Source organism: Rhodococcus sp. W8901 (assembly GCF_013348805.1).
Classification (GTDB): domain Bacteria; phylum Actinomycetota; class Actinomycetes; order Mycobacteriales; family Mycobacteriaceae; genus Prescottella.
In genome coordinates this window covers 340,611-361,771 of sequence record NZ_CP054690.1, presented here as the reverse complement: position 1 = coordinate 361,771, position 21,161 = coordinate 340,611, and the positions used below count along the sequence as shown (strand labels likewise).

The window sequence follows — 21,161 nt, the reverse complement described above, 5'->3', positions numbered from 1 at the left end:
ACACGGCCCGCCGACGCGCGCCGCATCCGACCTGACCGGCCGGTACGGTCAGGCGGCCGCGAAGGCCGCCGAGCGCAGCGACTCCTTGCGCCGACGCAGCGTCAGCAGGCCCTTGGCCATCTGCACGACGTCGCCGACCGAGATGCGGCTGGCGTGCGCACGGTGCTCGTCGCTGAGCCGGATCGGCACCTCCACCGGCCTGATTCCGGCGGATTCGACGGCGTAGTCGAGTTCGGTGGTGAACAGGAAGCCCGTCTCGGTCAGGTGCGGGGCCAGCGCCCGCAGCAGGTCGCCGTCCACCACGAACGTGCCCTGGGGGTCGCCGGTGCGGGTCCCGAGGATGGTGCGGCGCAGCAGCGCGAACCCGCGGGTCATCACGGCACGGGCCAGGCCGCGGTCGACCACCGACTCGGGGTGCGCCTTGGAGCCGATCACCACCGCCGGTGCCCGGCCGCTCTCGCGGGCGAGCCGGTCGGCGCCGTCGACGTCGTCGAAACCGAACGGCAGGTCGTCCGCCGTCAGCAGCACGCGCGCACCGCGCGACGCGAGCGCGCCGGTCCGCAGCGCGTTGCCCATGCCCTTGTCGCTCTGCATCGGCACGAACGCGACACCGTCGGCGTCCCATCCGGCGGCCAGGTCGGCGCAGATCGCGGCCGTGGCGTCGGTGGAACCGTTCTCGACGACGATGATCTCGACGGCCTGGCCGTCGAAGCGCTCGGCGAACCGTCGCACCGTGGTCGCCAGGACGTCGGCCGAGTTGTGCGCCGGAATCACGACGGACAGGTCGTAGCCACCGTCGACGCCGCCTCCGGAGCTCGTCTGCACCCGATGTCCTCCGACCTACTCGTTTTTCCCCGACTTCATTGTGAACCGGGCGGAATATTACGCTCCGACGACAGGGATGCTGCCGCCGCGCAATCCGTCCGACGACGAAAGCCCGCCGTGAATTCTGATCTGCCGCTGCTCAAACGTGTGACGCCACCCGCCCTGCTCGCCGCGCTCGTGGCCCTCGTCGCGGCCGTCCCGCTGCTGTCGAACCGGTGGTTCTACTACTGGGACGACAGCGCCGCGGCGTTCGCGCCCGGCTGGCACACCATCGGCGAACGGCTCCTGAACGGCTCGTGGCCCACCCTGTTCCCCGAGATGTGGGCGGGCGGCAACATCACCGCCGAGGCGCTGTACGGCACCTACAACCCGGTCCTGCTCGCCGAGGCCGCACTGGTCGCGCTCGTGCCCAACCTCGCGGTCGGCATGACGCTCGTGAAGATGCAGTTCCTGGCGCTGCTCGCCGTCGGTGTCTACGTTCTCGCCCGGCAGTACGGCGCCTCCCGGTCGATGGCGTTCGTCGCCGGCTTCGCGATGCCGTTCGCCGGATACACCCTGTACTTCGACGCGTCCACGTGGGCGTCGGGCCTGATCGCCTTCGCCTGGATCCCGCACGTGTGGTGGTCGACGCGCGCCAGCGCGGCCGGCCGGGTCAATCCGCTGGTGCCGATCCTGTTCGGTTTCCTGGCGATGACGACCGGCAATCCGTACGGCGCCGTCGCGGTGGCCGTCGTCTATCTGGCGGTGCTCGCCGAAACCGTCGTCCGGAACCGGGCCGGGGACACCGAACGCCCGTTCCCGGGGATCCGGTCGCTGATCGTGAGCGGCGTCGCGATCGTGATGATGTCGCTCATCGTCTACCTGCCGCTCGCGTTCACCACCGGCGTCTCGGTCCGCACCCAGACCGGCATCCGCAACGACGACGCCCTGCGCCCCGGCCTCGGCGACCTGATCAACCTGTCGGCGCTGTCGAACCGGCCGTACGGGCCGATCTTCGAATCGACCGCCGCCACCGTCCCACTCGTCTACCTCGCCTGGTTCCTGGTTCCGCTCGCGCCGTGGATTCGGTGGGGGTCGTTGCGGCGCCTCGGCCGCAGCAGCATCTCGCTGGCCGTGTTCGGCGGCATCTACCTGATCCTGCTGCTCGGCCCGTCGAATCTGTGGCTGTTCCGCTGGCCCGCCCGCCTCATCGAGTACGGGCAGTTGCCGGTGATCGTCATCGCCGCCGTCGCGCTGTCCGCAGGGCTCGCGCGGGACCGGTGGAAGCTGCGCCTCGGCATCACCGCCGGGCTGATCGTCGCGCAGTTCTACCTGTCGTGGGCCGAGATCCCCGAGGACATCGGCACCCACCTCGCGGCACTCGCGATCACCGTCGCGCTCACCACGCTCGCGCTCGTGGTGTCGTTCCGCAAGCCCCGCCTGCTCGCGGGGGCGCTCGTGGCCGGCACCGTCGTGGCGCTGGCCGCGCAGACCAACCTGTGGTTCACGGGCAACTACAACGTCACGCCCTGGAAGTTCCCGCGCCAGGAGGCGTTCCTCGACGAGCACTTCGAGAAGCGCTATCCCGGCACGACGTTCGTGATCGCGGACCGCGAGAACATCAACCCCGACGACCCAACCGGCCAGTGGGGTGACGTGCTGTTCGGCAGCCTGTACCAGCCCGCCGGGGTGGAGGCCGTGAACAACTACGCGGGTATCAGCTTCAACTCGTTCGTCGACGACCTGTGCATCAACTACTACGGCGGCGTCCCCTGCGGCGACGGCGTCGGCCGCCTGCTCGCCGAGTCGCCGGGCACCGGGGTCTCGTGGCTCGACGCTATGCGCATCGACACCGTCGTCGTGCAGAACAGCGGCCCGTACGGCGGCCCGCACGCGCTCGACGCGCTGCCCACCGACGAATGGGACGTCCGCGTCGAGCACGGCGTCACCGTCGGCACCCGCACCGCGCCGCACCAGTGGCCCGACGGGCGACTGTCCGCGACCACTCCGGGACTCGAGGTCACCGGCGACTCCGCCTCCACCGACACGCACGAGACGCTGACGTACACCGGTTCGGGCACTGCGACGTTCGCGCTCCTCGCATGGCCCGGGTGGACGGCCACCGTCGACGGCGAGCCGGTCGACATCACCGAAAGCCCCGGCGGGCTGCTGCAGGTGGAGTTGCCCGACAGCGGCGGCGCGGAATCGACGCTGACCCTCCGATTCACCCCTCCCGGAAGCAACCTCGGCTGGGGCCTCGCCGGCGCCGGACTGCTCGTCGCCCTCGGCCAGGGCGCATGGTTCGCGGTGCGGCGGAGGAAGGTGGGCCAGCCGATGTCCCGACGCTGAAAGGCGTCACACCTGCGGGATGTGCGGGGCAGCGGCTTCCAGATCGGCGATGCTCCCCGACATGATCGTTCGCACATGGTCAGTGATGTGCTCGGTCGGCCAGTTCCACCAGGCCACGGCTAGGAGTCGGGCGATGTCCTCGTCGTTGTAGCGGGTGCGGATGAGACGGGCCGGATTGCCGCCGACAATGCCGTAGTCGGGTACGTCGCGGGTGACCACGGCACCGGAGCCGATGATCGAGCCGTGTCCGATCCGTATGCCGGGCATCACCGTCGCGCTGTGGCCGAACCAGACGTCGTTTCCGACAATGGTGTCCCCTCGGTTCGGCAGATCCGTGAGCAGGTCGAAGTGGTCGGACCACGAGCCGCCCATGGTGGGGAACGGAAAGGTCGAGGGGCCGTCCATGCGGTGGTTTGCGCCATTCATGATGAACCGCACTCCGGTGCCCAGCGCGCAGAACTTCCCGATGATCAGCTTTTCCGGCCCGTAGTGGTAGAGCACGTTGCGCGTCTCGAACGCGGTCGGATCGTCCGGATCGTCGTAGTAGGAGAACTCCCCGACCTCGATCAGCGGCGACTTCAGCATCGGCCTGAGTAGCACCACTCGCGGCTGCTCAGGCATCGGATGGAGGATCGTCGGGTCGGCAGACACAGGCATGGGGAGCGATTCCTCATCGGTTGCGTATCGGTGGCCGGTTCATGATCGCGGTACCGAGCCGCCCACGCCACCGATTTACCACCTGCGGAACCCGCACCTATTGCCCGTCGGTGTTGTCCGGGACTCGAAGCGGCCGCCGCCCTCCGGGAAGGTCTGGAAGCTGGAACGGGTCGCGCCCCGCGTCGGGTGAGCCAGAATGAGCCGGTGTTTCGCTTCGGTCAGTCCAGACGGTCCGGTGGTGCGCCTTACGACCCGCGGGAGCTGTTGCGCGCCTATGAGCGTCGCGCGACCCGGGAGATACGACCGGACTCCGGTGAGCTGCTGGTCGTGATCCCGTTGCGCGACGGGAGCAGCCTGGAGATCACGGTCCCGGACCCCTCGGCCGACTGGATCGAGTCGCGGATCCGCGGGCTGTGCACCTCGCTGGGCGCCGTCGACCGTCGCGCCCGACGCCTGCTGCGCGACGAGTTCTCCATCGGCTGGATCGAACTCGACTCGCCGCACCACGGCACCATCGACTACTGGGCCACCGGCGTCAACAGTGAATACCCCATCGACATCTCGTGGACCGGGGACGGCTGGGAGCAATCACCGGCCGAACCACTGACCTGACGAATTCATCTGTGGCGGGGAGCCGCCCGGGTCTGCGAGCATGTCCGAATGGAGCATCCATCGGCTGAGCAAGTATTCGCCACCCTCCTCGGCGAGAGCGCTGTCCCGCTCCTGAAGGAGCACGGATTCCGGAAGCGGAGGTTGACCTTCACCCGGGAGCGGGACGGGTTGGTCGACGTCGTCAACCTGCAACGCTCGGCGGGCAACAGCTACGAGTCGATCCGCTTCTACACCAACTGCGGCGTCTACTCCCCGGAGTTCGACCGGGTCATCGGACGGCCGGTGCAGGACCGTCCCGCCGAGGTGGACTGCCAGTACCGGCGCCGGATCGAGAACATCGCGACCGGGATCGGACCGCACGTGACCGTGCAGGCCGACACCGATGTTCCCGCCGTCGCCGGCCAGCTGCGCGCTGCACTCACCGAGGCGCTGGCGGCGATGGGTCAGCTTCGCGGCCCCGACGACATCGTCCGATCCGTGGGGTCGGACATCGACTTCGACGTCCTGCGTTACCGACTCGCCACGGGTGACGAGTCCGGTGCGCGCGAGCAGTATCTGCGTGCGCGCTCGCGGTTCGGTGCCGAGCCCCGGTGGCCGCGACTCGAGGAACAGTTCCGGAAAGCGGCGGACTCCTACCCCGTCGCCGTCACCGACGTCGAACGCCGGTGAGAGACGGTAGGCCGGCCGGGGATACCCCGCTGCGGATTCGGGTCGAAGGTCTCTAGAGTGTCGGCATGTCGCCGGCAGCCAACAAGATCACCACGCGCAACGCGCGTTTCCAGCAATGGCAGGCGCTGCTGACGAACCGCAACAAGCGGCAGCGCCTGCGCGCGTTCGTCGTACAGGGCGTGCGGCCCATCACGATCGCACTCGACCGAGGATGGGCCGTCGAGGCCGTCCTCTTCGACGCCGACCGCCGGCCGTCCGAGTGGGCGCGGGACGTCCTGGACAGGGCCGAAGGCGAGCGATTCGCCCTCACGCGCGAGCTGATCGTCGAACTCGGCGAGAAGGGGGCCGACGCCCCCGAGCTCATCGTCGTAATGTCCCTTCCCAGTGACGATCTGGGACGCATCCCGGTCGCGCACGACTTCCTCGGCGTTGCCTTCGACCGGCCCACCAGCCCCGGCAACCTCGGCTCCGTCATCCGTTCCGCCGACTCGTTCGGGGCGGCGGGCGTCATCGTGACAGGACACGCGGCCGACCCGTACGACAGTGCCGCCGTGCGGGCGAGCACCGGATCGCTGTTCGCCGTGCCGACCGTACGAGTGTCGTCCCCACACGACGTCTTCTCGTGGGTCGGGTCGCATCGCGCCGCGGGTGTCCCCATCCAGATCGTCGGAACGGACGAGAACGGCGACGCCGATGTCTTCGATGTCGACCTGACGTTGCCGACGCTGCTCGTCGTCGGCAACGAGACGACCGGCCTGAGCGCGGCGTGGCGCGAGGGCGTCGACCGGGTCGTGCGTATCCCCATGACGGGTTCGGCCAGCTCGCTCAACGCCGCCAACGCGGCATCCGTCGTGCTCTACGAGACCACGAGACAGCGCCTCCGGCGGCCGCTGGGCGTGGCTTCCGGGTAGGTCCAGTAATACTGGGCGCGCTTCGCCGCCCGGCGATGCACTGGTCGCAGGCGGGCGGGAGTCGTCATGGCCGACTTCCCGACCGCCGCGTTGGTGCAAGCGATGATCGCCCGCAACTTCAGCTGATCGCCGAGACCGCAGACACTGTCGCCTCGTGGACCGCGCGGTGCGCGGGCAGGATCGAGGCCCGTTCGGCGGCAACGTCGCCGGTGCCGTTCAGCAGTCCGACGAAGTGTCCGAGCTGCGCGGAGAGCGGCTCCTCGCTGTACCGGATCGTGGGGATCTCGATGATCGTCTGCTGGTGGTAACTGCTGCCGTCGGCGGTGATGTCGTCGTCGACGTGCCGGTAGACGGTGATGTCGCGGCGCAGCAGATCGATCTCGATGAGACGGTCCGCCTCGAGCAGCGACAGCTGACGGATCTTGCGCTGACTGAGCCGGCTCGCGGAAATGGTTGCCACCGCGCCGGATTCGAAGCGCATGACGGCGTCTGCGCTGTCCTCGGCGCGGTTCTCGATCGAGGTCGGATGGAAGTAGCCGAACTCGGCGCGGGCCTGGACAGGCTCCGAGCCGACGAACCCGATCGCGAGGTCCAGGTCGTGGATGAGCAGGTCGGTCGCGACACCGGTCGGGATGCGGGACACGAACGGCGAGTGCCGCGTGCCGGTCACCTGCCACACCTCGCCCGCGAACTCGCGGGCGGTGCGCACGGCCGGGTTGAAGCGCTCGAGCAGACCGCACATCAGCGGGACGTCGGCGCGCGCCGAACGCTCCACCAGGTCGACGCTCTGCTCGTAGGTGGCGGCGAGCGGCTTCTCCACCAGCAGCGGCTTGCCGAGGTCGAGGACGCGTCCGGCGAGTTCGTAGTGCGCGGGGGTGGCCGCCGCGACGACGACGGCGTCGACGCCGGACAGGTCGGTGAAGTCGGGCGCCCACTGCGCACCGCAGCGCTCGGCCACGGCCTGGCCCTGCTCGGCGTTGGGCTCGATCACGAGCGCGAGGTCGGTCAGCGGCGACTGCGACACGACGCGGGCGTGCAGCGAGCCCATCTTGCCGGCACCTATCAGGGCGATCTTCGGGTTGCTCATGCTCATGCCTCCATCGCGCCGCGGACCGCGGCGATGATCTGGTCCACGTCCGACTCCGACAGTCGAGCGTGGACGGGGATGCTCAGGCAGCGGGCCGCGACCGACGTCGCGACCGGGGTGTCCTCGATGACGACGCGCGGGTGCTCGCGGTAGCACTCGTAGTCGTAGACCGCCTTCGGGTAGTAGATGCCGCTGCCGACACCCCGCTCGGTCAGCCGGGCCGACAGGGTGTCGCGATCGATCGGCGCGTCCTCGGCCAGCAGCAGCGTGAACTGGTGCCACACGTGCTCGCGGCCGGGCAGCTCGCTCGGCAACTGCAGACCGGCGACATCCTTCAGGCCCGCCTGCAGGGCCTCCGCGTTGCGGCGCCGCGCCTCGACCTGCTGCGGGTACGACGCCATCTGCGGCAGCGCGAGGCTGGCCTGCAGGTCCGTCATCCGGTAGTTCTGGCCCGCCATCTCGTAGACGTACCGTTCCCGCATGCCCTGGTTGCGGAGCACGCGCAGGCGGTCGGCGAGGACGTCGTCGTCGGTGGTGATCATGCCGCCCTCGGCGGTGGTGAGGTTCTTCGTCGCATAGAACGAGAAACAGCCGAGCCCGAAGCTGCCGGCGCCGCGGCCGTCGAATGTCGCGCCGTGCGCCTGCGCGGCGTCCTCCACGACGGACAGCCCGTGCTCGCCGGCGAGCGGCATCAGCGCCGCCATGTCCGCCGACTGGCCGTACAGGTGCACCGGCAGCAGGACCTTCGTCCGGTCGGTGATCCGGGTGGCCGCGACGGCCGGATCGAGGTTGAAGTCGGCCTCGGAGATGTCGGCGAAACGCGCCGTCGCACCGGCCTCCAGGATCGCGTTGAGCGTCGCCACGAAGGTGAACGGGCTGGTCAGCACCTCGTCGCCGGGCTGCAGGTCCTGCACCTGCAGGGCCGCGACGAGCGCCGTGGTGCCGTTGTTCACGGCCACCGCGTGCCGGACACCGACCAGCGCCGCGAACTCCTCCTCGAGCCGCTTGACCTTGGGGCCCTGCGCCACGATCCCCGACCGCAGCGTGTCCAGGACCTCCCGTTCGACGTCCTCCCCGAACGAGATGCTCGAGATTGCAATCACTGAATGGCCCTCCGATAGATTCCTTCGAGACACCCCGCGAATCATCGGGGGCAACCGCCTGAGGGTAGCGAAGTGCTGCCTCCCGCCCCCGGAAGGATTCCCGCCGGACCATGTCGATCGGACAGAACTGTCACATCCACCCCACCGCTGTGATCGGCGACGCCGTCGTCATCGGCGACGACGTGACCGTCGGACCGCACGCGGTCCTCACCGGTCCGCTCACCATCGGTGACCGGTGCTGGATCGGCGCGGGCGCGGTGCTCGGCGCGCCCCCCGAGATCCTCGGTGCCGCGCACCCCGCCTCGTGGTCGGAGCCGGCGCCGCACCGCGGCATCGTGATCGGCGCCGACACCACGATCCGCGAACTGTCGACGGTGCACCAGGGCAGCGAGCGGGTGACGACCGTGGGCGCCGGGTGCTTCGTCATGAACCGGGTCGCGATCGAGCACGACGTCCAGGTCGGCGACCGCTGCGTCGTCTCGGCGGGATCGACATTCGCCGGGCACGTCAGCGTCGGCGACGGCGCGAACATCGGCATGCACACCGTGGTGCATCAGCGCCGCGTCGTCGGCGCCGGCGTGGTGACCGGCCTGGGCACCGTCGTCGTCAAGGACGTGCCCCCGTTCGCGAAGGCGTTCGGGAATCCGGTGGAGCTGCGGGGTGCCAACACGATCGGCATGAGCCGGTCGGGAATCGCGGAATCCGATGTCGCCGCGATCGCGCAGCTGTATACGCCCGGAACGTCCGCGGGCACCGTTCCGGACGCCCTCGCGACCGCGTTCGACTGGTGGCGTGAGCGTGCAGCGAAGCCGCTCGCTTTCCCGGCCACCGTATGACCGGTTGCTATGGTCGAGAAGCCCTGACGGACCACGCGAGGAGTGGACTCGGATGACATCCGACACCGATTCCGTCGCCGAACCGCCGGAGTCGCCGCCGAACACCAAGCGAACGCTGCTGGTGAACGCCCTCCGGATCGTCGTGACCGTCGCGATCGTCGTGGCGATCGGATTCGCGGTGAAGTCGCAGTGGACCGAGGTCCGCGGGACGATCCACGACCTGTCGTGGTGGTCGCTGGTCGCGTCGACTGTCTTCATCTTCCTCGGCATGGGCGCCGCCGTCCGTGCGTGGCAGCACACGCTCGGCGCGCTCGAGCAACCGATTCCCGCGTTCGACGCGGCCCGCTGCTACCTCGTCGGCCAGCTCGGCAAGTACCTGCCGGGCAGCGTGTGGGCGTTCGTGCTGCAGACCGAACTGGCGCGCCGGGCCGGCGTCTCCGGGGCGGCGGCGTTCATCACCGTGCTGGTCACGGTGGGGCTGAGCACCACGTCGGCGCTGCTGGTGGGCCTGCTCGGGCTGCCGGCGTTGTTCCAGATCGGCACCCCGGCCGCGGTCGCGGTGATTGCGCTGGTGCCCATCGCGCTGATCTGCGCGTATCCGCCGGTGCTGACCCGGCTCGTGAACATCGCACTCAAGGTGCTGCGCCGCGCGCCGCTGCAGCGGCCGCTCACGATGCACAAGATCGGCCTGGCGCTGATCTGGTGCTCGGTGAGCTGGGTCGCGTACGGCGTGCACCTGTGGATCCTGGCGTCCACGTTCGGCGGGTTCGGCACCGACCGGCTGATCGCGTCGATCGGTGCGATCGCGCTGGCGATGTGCGCCGGCGTACTGGTCTTCGTGGTGCCGTCCGGGATCGGCGTCCGCGAGGCGGTGATCGTCGCGGCGCTCGCCCCGGTGGCCGACTCCGGCACCGCACTCGCGCTGGCGCTGACGTCGCGGCTGCTGTTCACGCTCTGCGAGGTGCTCGCGGGAACGGTGGCCGCGCTCGCCGGCAACCGGGCCCTGCGCAACGCGCTGGTGCACGAGCAGTCACGGGTGCCGCTCCCCAGCAAGGCGTGAGCACGCCCGGCATGCTCAGCTGAGCGTGCCGATACCGAGCGAGCCGGCGGCCAGCGAACCGATCCCGGTCTTGAGCGAGCCGTAGGTGAAGGACCCGGTGTTCGCAGACCCGAGGTTCCCGGAACCGGTGTTGGCCGAACCGACGTTGCCGGAACCGGTGTTCGCGGACCCGACGTTGCCCGACCCGGTGTTGGCCGACCCGACATTGTTCGATCCGGTGTTGGCCCATCCCAGGTTGAAGGAACCGGTGTTGTCGGGGCCGATGTTGTTCCAGTCGATGCTGCTCGCGCCGAGCAGTCCGAGACTGCCGAGTCCGGCGACGACGGCCGAACCGATCACCCCGGCCTGCACCTCGGCGGGGCCGACGACGCCGACTCCGACCGCGTCCTGGCACGGCAGCGGCAGCTCGAGGCCCGGCGCCACCGCATTGGTGACGTTGGCCAGCAGACCTTCCACCCGGACCGGCGAGCACGGTGGGGAACCGGCGACGGGGTCGGCCGCGGCCTGACCCGTTGCCGTGCCCAGACTCACCGCCGCGACGGCGGCTGCAACCATGCCGGCCCTCACGGACAGACGGCGGCTGCGACATGACTTGTTCTGCGGTCCGGCCCCCATACGAGTGCCCCCTCCGGTTCGACGACCGAGTGAACTGTCCCGACACGAATGCTGGTCACGCTACCGCGACCTGGCACCCGACGTGGCCGGATCGGGGCGTTCGGGCAGGCTGGGGCTACTGCCCGGTGCGCGCGTATCCGGCCTCGGTCGTTTCCTTGGCCGGACGCCACCACTCGGGATGGTCCCGGTACCACTGCACGGTGGCCTCGAGGCCGCTGCGGAAGTCCCGGTAGCGCGGCTCCCAGCCGAGTTCGGTGCGCAGGCGTGTCGAGTCGATCGCGTACCGCAGGTCGTGACCGGGCCGGTCGGGGACGAAATCGAAGTCGTCAGCAGGTCGCCCGAAAAGCTCCAGCAGCATCGCGATCACGGTGCGGTTGTCGACCTCGCCGTCCGCGCCGATCAGGTACGTCTCCCCCAGTCGGCCGCGCTCGAGGACGTCCCACACCGCACGGTTGTGATCGTCGACGTGGATCCAGTCGCGGACGTTGCGACCCTGCCCGTACAGCTTGGGGCGGACGCCGTCGAGCAGGTTGGTGATCTGCCGCGGGATGAACTTCTCCACGTGCTGGAACGGGCCGTAGTTGTTGGAGCAGTTCGACAGCGTCGCCCGGATCCCGAACGAGCGCGCCCACGCCCGCACCAGCATGTCGCTCGACGCCTTGGTCGACGAGTACGGGCTCGACGGGTTGTAGGCGGTGGACTCGGTGAACCGGGCCGGATCGCCCAGTTCGAGGTCGCCGTACACCTCGTCGGTGGAGATGTGGTGGTAGCGGACGTCGTGGTCACGGACGGCCTGCAGCAGCGTGAACGTGCCGACGACGTTGGTGCGGACGAACGGCCACGGGTCGGCGAGCGAGTTGTCGTTGTGCGACTCGGCGGCGAAGTGGACCACGGCGTCGGAGTCGGCGACCAGGCGGTTCACGACCTCCGCGTCGGCGATGTCGCCGTGCACGAACTCGATCCGGTCGGCGACCGCGTCCAGCGAGGCCTTGTTTCCGGCATACGTCAGCGCGTCGAGGACCGTGACGCGGACATCGGGTCGTTCCGCGACGGTCTGGTGGACGAAGTTGGTGCCGATGAATCCGGCGCCACCGGTGACGAGCAGCCTCATACCGGGAGAGTACCGAGGGACAGTGCCCGCTCACGCCGACGCCGGTTCCGGCTTCGCCTCCTCCTCCGCCTCGCCGGGGATGGAGGTGCCGCGGAGAGAGACGCCGGCCGTCTCGCGGAGGAAGGCGACCGAGACGAGACCGATGACGCAGGCACCCATCATGTAGATCGCTGGGAAGAGGTTCCAGCCGGTCGCGTGGATGACGGCGTCGTTGACGAGCGGGGCCGTGCCGCCGAACAGCGCCGTCGAGACGTTGTAGCCGATCGCGAATCCGGCGTAGCGGACCTGCGTGGGGAACATCGCCGGGAACGTCGCGGAGATCGTCGCCAACTGCGGCAGGTACAGCAGGCCGAGGACCGCGAAGGCGATGAGCGCCCACACGAATCCCTGCGCCATCAGCCAGTACATCGGCACGGCGGCCACGAACAGTCCGATCAGCGACGCCCACCACATCGGCTTGCGTCCAAGCGTGTCCGACCAGCGGCCGAAGAACGGAATGCACGCCATCATGACCAGTTCGCCGACCAGGACGATGATCGTGGTCGACTGCGTGCTCAGACCCAGCGTCGACTCCAGGTAGGTCGGCTGGTAGGTCAGCAGGGTGTAGTTGACCACGTTCAACGCGACGACCATGCCGGTCAGGATCAGGATCGGCCGCCAGTAGTTCTTCAGCAGGTCGGCGAGCCCGCCCAGGATCGAGTCCTGGCTGTCGCCCTGCGCGTCCACCTCGTTGAACACGGGCGATTCGTCGAGTTTGCTGCGCAGATACCACCCGACCAGGCCGAGCGGCAGGGCGATGAGGAACGGGATCCGCCAGCCCCACGCCGCCATGTCGTCGTCCGAGATCATCAGCTCGCACAGCATCACGACGGCGGTACCGGCGGCGAATCCACCGAGGGTTCCGAACTCGAGGAAGCTGCCGTACCGGCCGCGCTTGTCGTCGGGCGCGCACTCGGCCATGAAGGTGGCGGCGCCGCCGTACTCGCCGCCGGTGGAGAAGCCCTGCACCACACGCAGGAGGATCAGCAGAAGCGGAGCAGCGATGCCGATCGACGCGTACGACGGGATCGCTGCGATCAGCGCCGTTGCACCCGACATGAGCAGAATTGTGGTCGCCAGCACCGCTTTTCGTCCCAACCGGTCGCCGAGCGGGCCCCAGATCATGCCGCCCAGCGGGCGGAGGACGAACGAGATCGCGAATCCGAGCATCGTCCCGATCGAGCCGAGATGCCCGGGAAAGAAATTCTGGGTCAGATACGTGGCGGTAGTGGCGTACACGCCGTAGTCGAACCACTCCGTCGCGTTGCCCATCGCCGAGCCAGTGATGGCTTTGCGCAACGTACGGCGATCCACGTCCTGGCCGGCAGCGGCGGAGCTCGTAGCCGACCGTTCTCCGGGACCGCACGTCGTCGATTCCTGCATGCGTTTGGTCCCTTCAGGCGGGGAACTGCCGGGGGCAGGTCTTTGGTCATCGGTCGATTCGACGCTAACGGGACATGTACGACTCTGCTTGGCACGAGGACGGGGCGGGACCGGAGATCAGGGGACCTCGAAGAGTGCAACTCCCGACCCCACGGGGACGTGATCCCCGGTCTGATAGGAGGCTGCAGTTGCGACGACCGTGCCGCTACCGGTGACCACCGTCGCAGGAACGTACCGGCAGAGGTCTTCCTGCGGAATCGGGCGGCTGTAGTCGATCGGAACACGGCGGACCTCGGCGGTGCCGGTAGCCCCGGTCGTCAAGTTCTTCCAGTTCACACTGACGCCGATGCAGTCGTACAGGTCGATCGAGTAGGTCGCCGGACGCGCCAACTGGAACGTCACTTCGCCCGGGGCTGCTGTCGTGGCGGTCGGGGCCAGCGGGACCACCGGCGGGATCCAACATCGGAATCCGACCCGGCATCCTGACAGGAACGTGACCGGAATCTGAAAGACCGTGGTCGTGGGTGCCGGACCGGGTATCGGGTCCGCAATCGCGGCGCGCGAACCGAGAATCGGCGCCAGGACGGTCGCGGACACGGCAGTTCCCGCGACGAGTAGACGGTGGATCGTCGGACAGCGCACTGGGTGCCTCCACGGTGGGATCCGCCCCGACCAGGCTGTGACGGCCCAGCGTAGTCAGCGGCGATCGGCTGCTCCCGCCGAATACCGGAACGTGACCGCGAATCCACCACAATCGCGTCGTAGCCGACCGGCCTCGGCACTCCCCCGAAATCCCGCCGCCGCCCGTGAAACACTTCAGTACATGCGCGGAATCATTCTGGCTGGTGGCACGGGCAGCCGGCTGCACCCGATCACGCTGGGCGTGAGCAAGCAGCTGGTGCCCGTCTACGACAAGCCGATGATCTACTACCCGCTCTCGACGCTGATGCTGGCCGGGATCCGCGACATCCTGATCATCACCACCCCCGGCGATGCCGACCAGTTCCGCAACCTGCTGGGCGACGGCTCCCGGTTCGGCATCTCGCTGAGCTACCAGGTGCAACACGAACCGAACGGTCTCGCCCAGGCGTTCGTGCTGGGCGCGGACCACATCCGTTCGGATTCGGTTGCGCTCGTCCTCGGCGACAACATCTTCTACGGCCCTGGCCTGGGCACCACGCTCACCCGATTCCACGACGTCAAGGGCGGCGCGGTGTTCGGGTACTGGGTGTCGGATCCCGGCGCGTACGGCGTCATCGAGTTCGACGACTCGGGCACCGCGATCTCGCTGGAGGAGAAGCCGGCGGCGCCGCGGTCCAACTACGCGGTGCCGGGGTTGTACTTCTACGACAACGACGTCGTCGCCATCGCGCGGGACCTGACGCCGTCGGCGCGCGGCGAGTACGAGATCACCGACGTCAACCGCACCTATCTCGAGGCCGGACGCCTGCAGGTGGAGGTGCTGCCGCGGGGCACCGCGTGGCTCGACACCGGCACGTTCGATTCACTGCTCGACGCGTCGAACTACGTGCGCACCATCGAGCAGCGGCAGGGCCTCAAGATCGGCGTTCCGGAGGAGGTGGCGTGGCGGCGCGGCTTCATCTCGGACGACGAACTGCGCGAGCGCGCGCAGCCGCTGGTCAAGTCCGGGTACGGCACGTACCTGCTGGGACTGCTCGACCGCGGCAGAGAATGGTGACATGGATTATCGGGAGTTGAAGGTTCCGGGGGCGTGGGAGATCACGCCCCGACAGTTCGGCGATCACCGCGGGGTGTTCCTCGAATGGTTCAAGGAGCCGGGCTTCACCGGTTTTTCCGCGGCGATCGGCCGGACGCTGGACCTGCAGCAGGCGAACTGCTCGGTGTCCGCCGCGGGCGTGCTGCGCGGCATCCACTTCGCCGACGTCCCGCCCGGTCAGGCCAAGTACGTCACGTGTGTCAAGGGCGCGGTCCTCGACGTCGTGGTGGATCTGCGGGTCGGGTCGCCGACGTTCGGGCAGTGGGATTCGGTGCTGCTCGACGACGTCGACCGTCGCGCGCTCTTCGTCTCCGAGGGCCTCGGGCACGCGTTCCTGTCGCTCGAGGACGACTCGACGGTGATCTACCTGTGCTCGTCCGGCTACAACCCCGAGCGCGAGCACGAGGTGAGCCCGCTGGACCCCGGCATCGGCATCGAGTGGCCGGGCGTCGGACGCGACGGCACACCGCTGCAGTGGACGCTGTCCGACAAGGATCTCGCCGCGCCGACACTGCTGCAGGCCCGCGATTCCGGTCTGCTTCCGGTGTACCGGGAGGGAAGCGACTGAACCCATGAGAGCGACGAGGGTGCGCCGCGCCAGTGCTGCCGTTGCAGTGCTCGTGGCCGCAGGCCTCGCGCTCCTGGCCATACCTCTCGAACACGGCACAATCGACGCGTCACCGCCGGCGACGACGTCGGTCGTGGCACCGGCTCCCCCGCCGGCCGTTCCGCTTGCCCCACAGGAACTCTCGGCCCGCGTCGTTCCCACGATCGTCACCGTCACGACCCACTCGGCGCTCGGTACGACGGCGGGGACCGGAATCGTCCTGCACCCGGCCGATTCCGCGGCGATCGTGCTCACCAACCATCACGTCATCGACGGCGGCACCGACATCGCCGCGACCAGCATGCACGACATGCGCCGGTATCCCGCCGAGGTCGTCGGCTACGACAGCTCCCGCGATCTCGCGGTGCTCCGACTGCCCGGCGGCAACGCCCTGCCGACCGCGGCGCTGGGGTCGGCGCACTCGGCGCGTGTCGGCGATCCGGTGACCGCGATCGGGAACGCGGAGGGCGGCGGGGTGCCGGTGCCGGCACCCGGCGCCGTCACCCGGCTCGGCGTCACGGTCACCACCCGCAACTCCACCGACGGCTCCCGCAATCAGCTGTCGGGGCTGATCGAGGTGGACGCCGACGTCCGGCCCGGCGACTCGGGCGGCCCGCTGGTGAACGCGTTCGGCGAGGTGATCGGGGTCAGCAGCGCCGGGAACGCCGTCGAACGTGACGTGCCGCAGGCGCCCGCGCCGAAGTCGTACGCGATCCCGATCGACTCGGCGATGGAGCTGGTGGACCAGGTGCTGACCGGCCGGCCGTCGGACACCGTCCACATCGGCCCCACCCCGATGCTCGGGGTCAGTGTCCGCGACCACCGCGACGCGATGTCGAACACGCCGGCGGGTGCGGAGGTGACGCTCGTCAGCTTTCGCAGCCCGGCCGAGGTTGCCGGACTCGCACGCGGCGACGTGATCGTCGAATTCGACGGCGTACCCGTCCGCGCCGCCGCCGACCTCACGATCCGGATGAACGCCCTCCACCCGGGTGACCCCGTCCAGCTGCAGTGGATCGACGCCACCGGCGCCCCGCGATCGGGGTCGCTGGTGTTGCAGGAGGGCCCGCCGCGCTGACCGGTGTCAGCCGATGGCGAGCTTGCCGGCCAGGCGCTGCAGGTACGCGCGGACCTCCTCCTCGGAGCTGTCGGGCATCCCGAACAGTGCCTCGCTGACGCCGAGATCCTGCCAGCGGGCCAGCTTCTCGGCATCCGGCTTGCCGGCGAGGACGATGATCTCGGGCTGCCCGGAACGGCCGGCGTCGGCCCAGATCTTGCGCAGCAGCGTGACGTTGTCCTCGATGTCCTGCTCGATCGGCGTGGTGATCCAGCCATCGGCGGAGCGGGCGATCCACGCGAACGTCTTCTCCGACGCCCCGGCGCCGACGAGGACGGGCGGCCGCGGCTGCTGGATCGGCTTGGGCCACGCCCAGCTCGGCCCGAAGCTCACGAACTGCCCGTCGTACGACGCCTCCTCCTGCGTCCACAGCGCCTGCATCGCCTCGAGGTATTCGCGCAGCGCGGTCCGACGCTTCTTGGGGTCGACACCGTGGTCGGCGAGTTCCTCGGCGTTCCAGCCGTAGCCGACGCCGAACGTGACGCGCCCACCCGACAGGTGATCGAGGGACGCGATGGTCTTGGCGAGCGTGATGGGGTCGTGCTCGAGCGGCAGCGCCACCGACGTGCCGAGCCGGATCCGCGATGTCACCGATGCGGCGGTGCCGAGCGCGACCCACGGGTCGAGGGTGCGCATGTAGCGATCGTCGGGCAGGGCCTCGGTGCCGGTACCGGGGTGGTTCGACTCGCGATTCACCGGAATGTGCGTGTGTTCGGGCACGTAGAACGCGTCGAAGCCGCATTCCTCCACTGCCTGCGCGGCGGCCGCGGGGGTGATTCCTCGGTCACTGGTGAACAGGCTGATGCCGTAGCGCACGATCTGACTCCTCCGCGTGGTTCGGTTCAGGAAATGTAACCTGTTCCAACCGAAACCGGAAGTGTCTCCAGACAGGTGTCCAGCAGCGTCAGCGGATCTTGAAGATCACCGCGCGCTGGACCACGAAGTTGATGACCGTCGCGGTGCCCTGCGCGATCACGAATGCCAGCGGCACGCGCCACCATTCGTCCGGGAACACGTTGTTCATCACCGCGTTGAGGCCCACCTGCACACCGAAAGTCACGCCGTACAGCACCACGACGGCGACGAAGCGGGCCCGACTCGGCTCGGCCTTGAACGTCCAACGACGATTGATGAGGTACGCGGTGGTGGTGCCGGCGACGAAGCTGATGGCCTTCGCGACGTCACGCTGCAGCCCCAGTGCGAGCATCAGCACGTACAGCCCGAAGTCGACGACGGCGGACAGGCCACCGGTCAGCACGAAGCGCACGATCTGCGTCTTCAGGTCCGGCGCGTCGTCGGCGATGGACTCGGTGACGGGGATCTCGACCGGCAGCGGGACGTGCGGTTCGTGGGCGTGGGGGGTTCCGGACACGGGAACGAGCGTAGGCGAACCGTACGCGCGGATCCGTGGTGACATCCGGCACAAGCGGTAGACCTCGAGCGCACTCGAGGTTGCATGATCAACTACATGACCGTTTACTCGCTGCCCGATCTCCCCTACGACTACGCCGCCCTCGAGCCGCACATCTCCGGCAAGATCATGGAGCTGCACCACGACAAGCACCACGCCGCCTACGTCGCCGGCGCCAACACCGCCCTCGACAAGCTCGCCGAGCTCCGCGAGGCCGACGCCCTCGCCCCCGTGGTCAACCTGCACGAGAAGAACCTCGCCTTCCACCTCGGCGGCCACACCAACCACAGCGTGTTCTGGAACAACCTGAGCCCGGACGGCGGCGACAAGCCCGAAGGCGAACTCGCCGCAGCCATCGACGACCAGTTCGGCAGCTTCGACGCCTTCCGCAGCCACTTCTCCGCCAACGCCAACGCCATCCAGGGCTCCGGCTGGTCCATCCTCGCCTGGGACTCCATCGGCCAGCGCCTGATCATCGTCCAGCTCTACGACCAGCAGGGCAACATCTCCATCGGCCTGACCCCCCTACTCATGCTCGACATGTGGGAACACGCCTTCTACCTCGACTACCAGAACGTCAAGGGCGACTACGTCAACGCCTTCTGGAACATCGTCAACTGGAACGACGTCGCCACCCGCTTCGCCGCCGCCCGCACCCAGACCGCCGGACTCATCGTCCCCGCCTGATCCGATCTCCCTCTCCCGCGTTTTGCGCACTTGTCGTTGTTCCCGAGGCCCCGAAAAGGCCGACAAGTGCGCAAAACGCGAGTAAAGAAGTTGTGGATCGGCGCACTCACACAGGGGCCCACGCACTACCGCCAGGTAACCTCGTACGCGATGTCCACGCCAGCAGAAGAGACGGCTCACGAGCCCCTCCCCACGCAGACCCGCACCCTCACCGGTTGGGGGCGCACCGCGCCCACCACGGCACAGGTGCTGTCCACGCCCGACGTCGAGGTGATCGCCAAGGCGGTCGCCCAGGTGGCGGAGCAGAACGAGTCCAAGCCCGCACACCTGCGGCGAGGCGTCATCGCGCGCGGCCTGGGCCGCTCGTACGGCGACCCGGCGCAGAACGCCGGTGGACTCGTCGTCGACATGAACGCCCTGAAGCGAATCCACAACATCGACTCCAACACCCACCTGGTGACGCTGGATGCCGGTGTGAGCCTGGATCAGCTGATGCGCGCCGCACTGCCGTTCGGCCTGTGGGTTCCGGTGCTTCCGGGCACCCGCCAGGTCACGATCGGCGGCGCAATCGCGTCGGACATCCACGGCAAGAACCATCACAGCGCCGGTAGCTTCGGCAATCACGTGCGCTCGATGGATCTACTGACCGCCGACGGCCAGATCCGCACGCTCACCCCGGCCGGCCGGAACGCGAAGCTGTTCTGGGCCACCGTCGGCGGCATGGGCCTGACGGGCATCATCCTCAAGGCGACCATCGAGATGACGCCGACGGAGACCGCGTACTTCATCGCGGACAGCCGTCGCACAGCCGACCTCGACGAGACCATCGCCCTGCACAGCGACGGCAGCGAGGAGAACTACGACTACTCGAGCGCCTGGTTCGACGCGATCTCGCCGGAGCCGAAGCTGGGCCGGGCCGCGGTCTCTCGGGGCAGTCTCGCCAAGCTGGATCAGCTGCCCGCGAAGCTGCAGAAGGATCCGCTCAAGTTCGACGCTCCGACGCTGCTGACGCTGCCGGACGTCTTCCCCAACGGCCTCGCGAACAAGTTCAACTTCTCGGTGATCGGCGAGCTGTACTACCGGAAGACGAAGAACGCGGACAACCAGATCCAGAATCTGACGCAGTTCTACCACCCGCTGGATCTGTTCGGTGAGTGGAACCGCGGCTACGGCTCCAACGGTTTCCTGCAGTACCAGTTCGTGGTGCCGCCGGAGGCCGTGGGCGAGTTCAAGCAGATCATCCGCGACATCCAGTCGTCGGGACACCACTCGTTCCTCAACGTGTTCAAGCTGTTCGGCGAGGGCAACAAGGCGCCGCTGAGCTTCCCGATGGCCGGGTGGAACATCTGCGTGGACTTCCGGATCAAGCCGGGCCTGAACGAGTTCGTGACCGAACTCGACAAGCGTGTGCTCGAGTTCGGCGGGCGGCTGTACACCGCGAAGGACTCGCGGACCACGGCCGAGACGTTCCACGCCATGTACCCCCGGATCAACGAGTGGATCAAGGTCCGCCGATCCGTCGACCCCACAGGCGTTTTCGCCTCCGACATGTCCAGAAGGTTGGAACTGCAGTGATCAACGCCGTCGGTAACCCCCAGACCCTGCTGCTCCTCGGCGGCACGTCCGAGATCGGTCTGGCGATCTGCGAGGAATACCTGAAGAAGGCGCCGCTGCGCGTGATTCTCGCTGCGCTGCCGAACGATCCGGGCCGCGACGGCGCCGTCGCGCAGATGAAGGCCGCGGGCGCCACCCAGGTCGACGTCATCGACTTCGACGCCCTCGACACCGAGAGCCACCCCAAGGTCATCGACCAGGCGTGGGCCGGTGGCGACGTGGACGTCGCTATCGTCGCGTTCGCGCTCGACGGCGACGCCGAGGAACTGTGGCAGAACCAGCGCAAGGCCGTACTGATCGCGAACGTCAACTACACCGCCGCGGTCTCCGTCGGCGTGCTGGTCGGCGAGAAGATGAAGACGCAGGGCTTCGGCCGCATCATCGCGATGTCGTCGGTAGCCGGTGAGCGCGTCAAGCGCGCCAACTTCGTCTACGGCTCCACCAAGGCCGGCCTCGACGGCTTCTACCTCGGCCTCGGCGAGGCCCTGGCGCCGTTCGGCCCCAAGGTCACCGTCGTCCGCCCGGGCATGGTGCGCACCCAGTTCAGCGCGCACGTCAAGGAAGCCCCGCTGACGGTGAACAAGGAAGACGTCGCCGCGCTCGCGGTGGCGGCGTCCGACAAGGGCAAGGAAATCGTCTGGACGCCGGGACCCTGGCGCTTCGTCATGATGGGGCTGCGGCACGTGCCGCGCGCGATCTTCCGCAAGCTGCCCATCTAGGAACAGCCGTTCACGATTCGGCCCACCACAGT

The 21,161-nt window shown here is 68.6% G+C and carries 22 protein-coding genes; 12 read left to right on the top strand and 10 right to left on the bottom strand.

Translation table 11 applies throughout. The features are described from left to right. Window positions 1-48: 48 nt before the first annotated feature. Window positions 49-825: a glycosyltransferase gene (locus tag HUN07_RS01585; protein ID WP_114723742.1), complete on the bottom strand. Its 777-nt coding sequence runs from the start codon at window positions 823-825 to the stop codon at window positions 49-51. Window positions 826-942: 117 nt separating this feature from the next. Here HUN07_RS01585 and HUN07_RS01580 point away from each other — a divergent pair, with 117 nt between their 5' ends. Beyond that, window positions 943-3,153, top strand: coding sequence for a hypothetical protein (locus HUN07_RS01580; protein WP_174907541.1), 2,211 nt, complete (start codon window positions 943-945; stop codon window positions 3,151-3,153). A gap of 6 nt (window positions 3,154-3,159) precedes the next feature. Here the strand turns inward: HUN07_RS01580 and HUN07_RS01575 are convergent, their stop codons facing one another. Continuing rightward, a complete protein-coding gene (locus HUN07_RS01575) occupies window positions 3,160-3,810 on the bottom strand; it encodes a CatB-related O-acetyltransferase (RefSeq protein ID WP_114723740.1) in 651 nt (216 codons plus the stop codon). A 204-nt stretch (window positions 3,811-4,014) separates the two neighbouring features. On the opposite strand from HUN07_RS01575, the gene HUN07_RS01570 reads away from it, so the two are divergent. The 3 genes from HUN07_RS01570 (at window position 4,015) to HUN07_RS01560 (ending at window position 6,002) form a co-directional block, all read left to right on the top strand. Continuing rightward, window positions 4,015-4,422 carry a hypothetical protein gene (locus HUN07_RS01570; protein WP_174907539.1) on the top strand — a complete coding sequence of 136 codons (408 nt, stop codon included), beginning with the start codon at window positions 4,015-4,017 and terminating at the stop codon, window positions 4,420-4,422. A 48-nt stretch (window positions 4,423-4,470) separates the two neighbouring features. After that, complete coding sequence (locus HUN07_RS01565) at window positions 4,471-5,091, top strand: DUF4304 domain-containing protein (RefSeq protein ID WP_174907537.1); 621 nt, start codon at window positions 4,471-4,473, stop codon at window positions 5,089-5,091. A gap of 65 nt (window positions 5,092-5,156) precedes the next feature. Then, on the top strand, window positions 5,157-6,002 hold the full coding sequence (locus HUN07_RS01560) for a TrmH family RNA methyltransferase (protein ID WP_174907535.1): 846 nt from the start codon (window positions 5,157-5,159) through the stop codon (window positions 6,000-6,002). A 118-nt stretch (window positions 6,003-6,120) separates the two neighbouring features. Here the strand turns inward: HUN07_RS01560 and HUN07_RS01555 are convergent, their stop codons facing one another. Beyond that, window positions 6,121-7,095: a Gfo/Idh/MocA family protein gene (locus HUN07_RS01555; RefSeq protein ID WP_174907534.1), complete on the bottom strand. Its 975-nt coding sequence runs from the start codon at window positions 7,093-7,095 to the stop codon at window positions 6,121-6,123. Then, window positions 7,092-8,192: a DegT/DnrJ/EryC1/StrS family aminotransferase gene (locus tag HUN07_RS01550; RefSeq protein WP_174907532.1), complete on the bottom strand. Its 1,101-nt coding sequence runs from the start codon at window positions 8,190-8,192 to the stop codon at window positions 7,092-7,094. The genes HUN07_RS01555 and HUN07_RS01550 overlap by 4 nt, the downstream gene beginning before the upstream one ends. 110 nt (window positions 8,193-8,302) lie before the next feature. Between HUN07_RS01550 and HUN07_RS01545 the strand changes: the two genes are divergently transcribed. Both HUN07_RS01545 and HUN07_RS01540 read left to right on the top strand, forming a co-directional pair. Beyond that, window positions 8,303-9,028 carry a DapH/DapD/GlmU-related protein gene (locus HUN07_RS01545; protein ID WP_174907530.1) on the top strand — a complete coding sequence of 242 codons (726 nt, stop codon included), beginning with the start codon at window positions 8,303-8,305 and terminating at the stop codon, window positions 9,026-9,028. Window positions 9,029-9,080: 52 nt separating this feature from the next. After that, the gene (locus HUN07_RS01540; RefSeq protein ID WP_114723733.1) at window positions 9,081-10,088 is read left to right on the top strand and encodes a lysylphosphatidylglycerol synthase transmembrane domain-containing protein; all 1,008 of its coding nucleotides are present in this window, start codon (window positions 9,081-9,083) and stop codon (window positions 10,086-10,088) included. 15 nt (window positions 10,089-10,103) lie between these two features. On the opposite strand, the gene HUN07_RS01535 is transcribed toward HUN07_RS01540, so the two are convergent. From HUN07_RS01535 to HUN07_RS01520, 4 genes are all read right to left on the bottom strand, one after another. Then, window positions 10,104-10,643: a pentapeptide repeat-containing protein gene (locus tag HUN07_RS01535; RefSeq protein WP_114723783.1), complete on the bottom strand. Its 540-nt coding sequence runs from the start codon at window positions 10,641-10,643 to the stop codon at window positions 10,104-10,106. 175 nt (window positions 10,644-10,818) lie between these two features. After that, window positions 10,819-11,814: a dTDP-glucose 4,6-dehydratase gene (rfbB, locus tag HUN07_RS01530; RefSeq protein ID WP_114723732.1), complete on the bottom strand. Its 996-nt coding sequence runs from the start codon at window positions 11,812-11,814 to the stop codon at window positions 10,819-10,821. 30 nt (window positions 11,815-11,844) lie between these two features. Next, on the bottom strand, window positions 11,845-13,236 hold the full coding sequence (locus tag HUN07_RS01525; RefSeq protein ID WP_254622730.1) for an MFS transporter: 1,392 nt from the start codon (window positions 13,234-13,236) through the stop codon (window positions 11,845-11,847). Window positions 13,237-13,353: 117 nt separating this feature from the next. Then, window positions 13,354-13,833: a hypothetical protein gene (locus HUN07_RS01520; RefSeq protein ID WP_174907528.1), complete on the bottom strand. Its 480-nt coding sequence runs from the start codon at window positions 13,831-13,833 to the stop codon at window positions 13,354-13,356. A gap of 226 nt (window positions 13,834-14,059) precedes the next feature. On the opposite strand from HUN07_RS01520, the gene rfbA reads away from it, so the two are divergent. From rfbA to HUN07_RS01505, 3 genes are read left to right on the top strand one after another with little or no spacing between them, the layout of a single operon-like run. Continuing rightward, a complete protein-coding gene (gene rfbA, locus HUN07_RS01515; protein WP_174907526.1) occupies window positions 14,060-14,935 on the top strand; it encodes a glucose-1-phosphate thymidylyltransferase RfbA in 876 nt (291 codons plus the stop codon). 1 nt (window position 14,936) lies between these two features. Further along, complete coding sequence (locus HUN07_RS01510; RefSeq protein WP_174907524.1) at window positions 14,937-15,542, top strand: dTDP-4-dehydrorhamnose 3,5-epimerase family protein; 606 nt, start codon at window positions 14,937-14,939, stop codon at window positions 15,540-15,542. Between the two features lie 4 nt (window positions 15,543-15,546). Further along, window positions 15,547-16,659 (top strand): S1C family serine protease, encoded by a 1,113-nt coding sequence (locus HUN07_RS01505; protein ID WP_174907522.1) that lies wholly within the window; start codon window positions 15,547-15,549, stop codon window positions 16,657-16,659. Window positions 16,660-16,665: 6 nt separating this feature from the next. On the opposite strand, the gene HUN07_RS01500 is transcribed toward HUN07_RS01505, so the two are convergent. Together HUN07_RS01500 and HUN07_RS01495 are read right to left on the bottom strand one after the other, a co-directional pair. After that, complete coding sequence (locus HUN07_RS01500; RefSeq protein ID WP_174907520.1) at window positions 16,666-17,514, bottom strand: LLM class F420-dependent oxidoreductase; 849 nt, start codon at window positions 17,512-17,514, stop codon at window positions 16,666-16,668. An 88-nt stretch (window positions 17,515-17,602) separates the two neighbouring features. Beyond that, a complete protein-coding gene (locus HUN07_RS01495) occupies window positions 17,603-18,115 on the bottom strand; it encodes a GtrA family protein (protein WP_429519023.1) in 513 nt (170 codons plus the stop codon). 51 nt (window positions 18,116-18,166) lie between these two features. Here HUN07_RS01495 and HUN07_RS01490 point away from each other — a divergent pair, with 51 nt between their 5' ends. From HUN07_RS01490 to HUN07_RS01480, 3 genes are all read left to right on the top strand, one after another. After that, entirely contained in the window at window positions 18,167-18,796 is a 630-nt protein-coding gene (locus HUN07_RS01490) for a superoxide dismutase (RefSeq protein ID WP_174907518.1), read from the top strand. Window positions 18,797-18,946: 150 nt separating this feature from the next. Then, window positions 18,947-20,371: an FAD-binding oxidoreductase gene (locus HUN07_RS01485; RefSeq protein ID WP_174907516.1), complete on the top strand. Its 1,425-nt coding sequence runs from the start codon at window positions 18,947-18,949 to the stop codon at window positions 20,369-20,371. Beyond that, window positions 20,368-21,129 (top strand): decaprenylphospho-beta-D-erythro-pentofuranosid-2-ulose 2-reductase, encoded by a 762-nt coding sequence (locus tag HUN07_RS01480; RefSeq protein ID WP_174907514.1) that lies wholly within the window; start codon window positions 20,368-20,370, stop codon window positions 21,127-21,129. Before HUN07_RS01485 ends, HUN07_RS01480 begins: the two co-directional genes overlap by 4 nt. The last annotated feature ends 32 nt before the right edge of the window (window positions 21,130-21,161 follow it).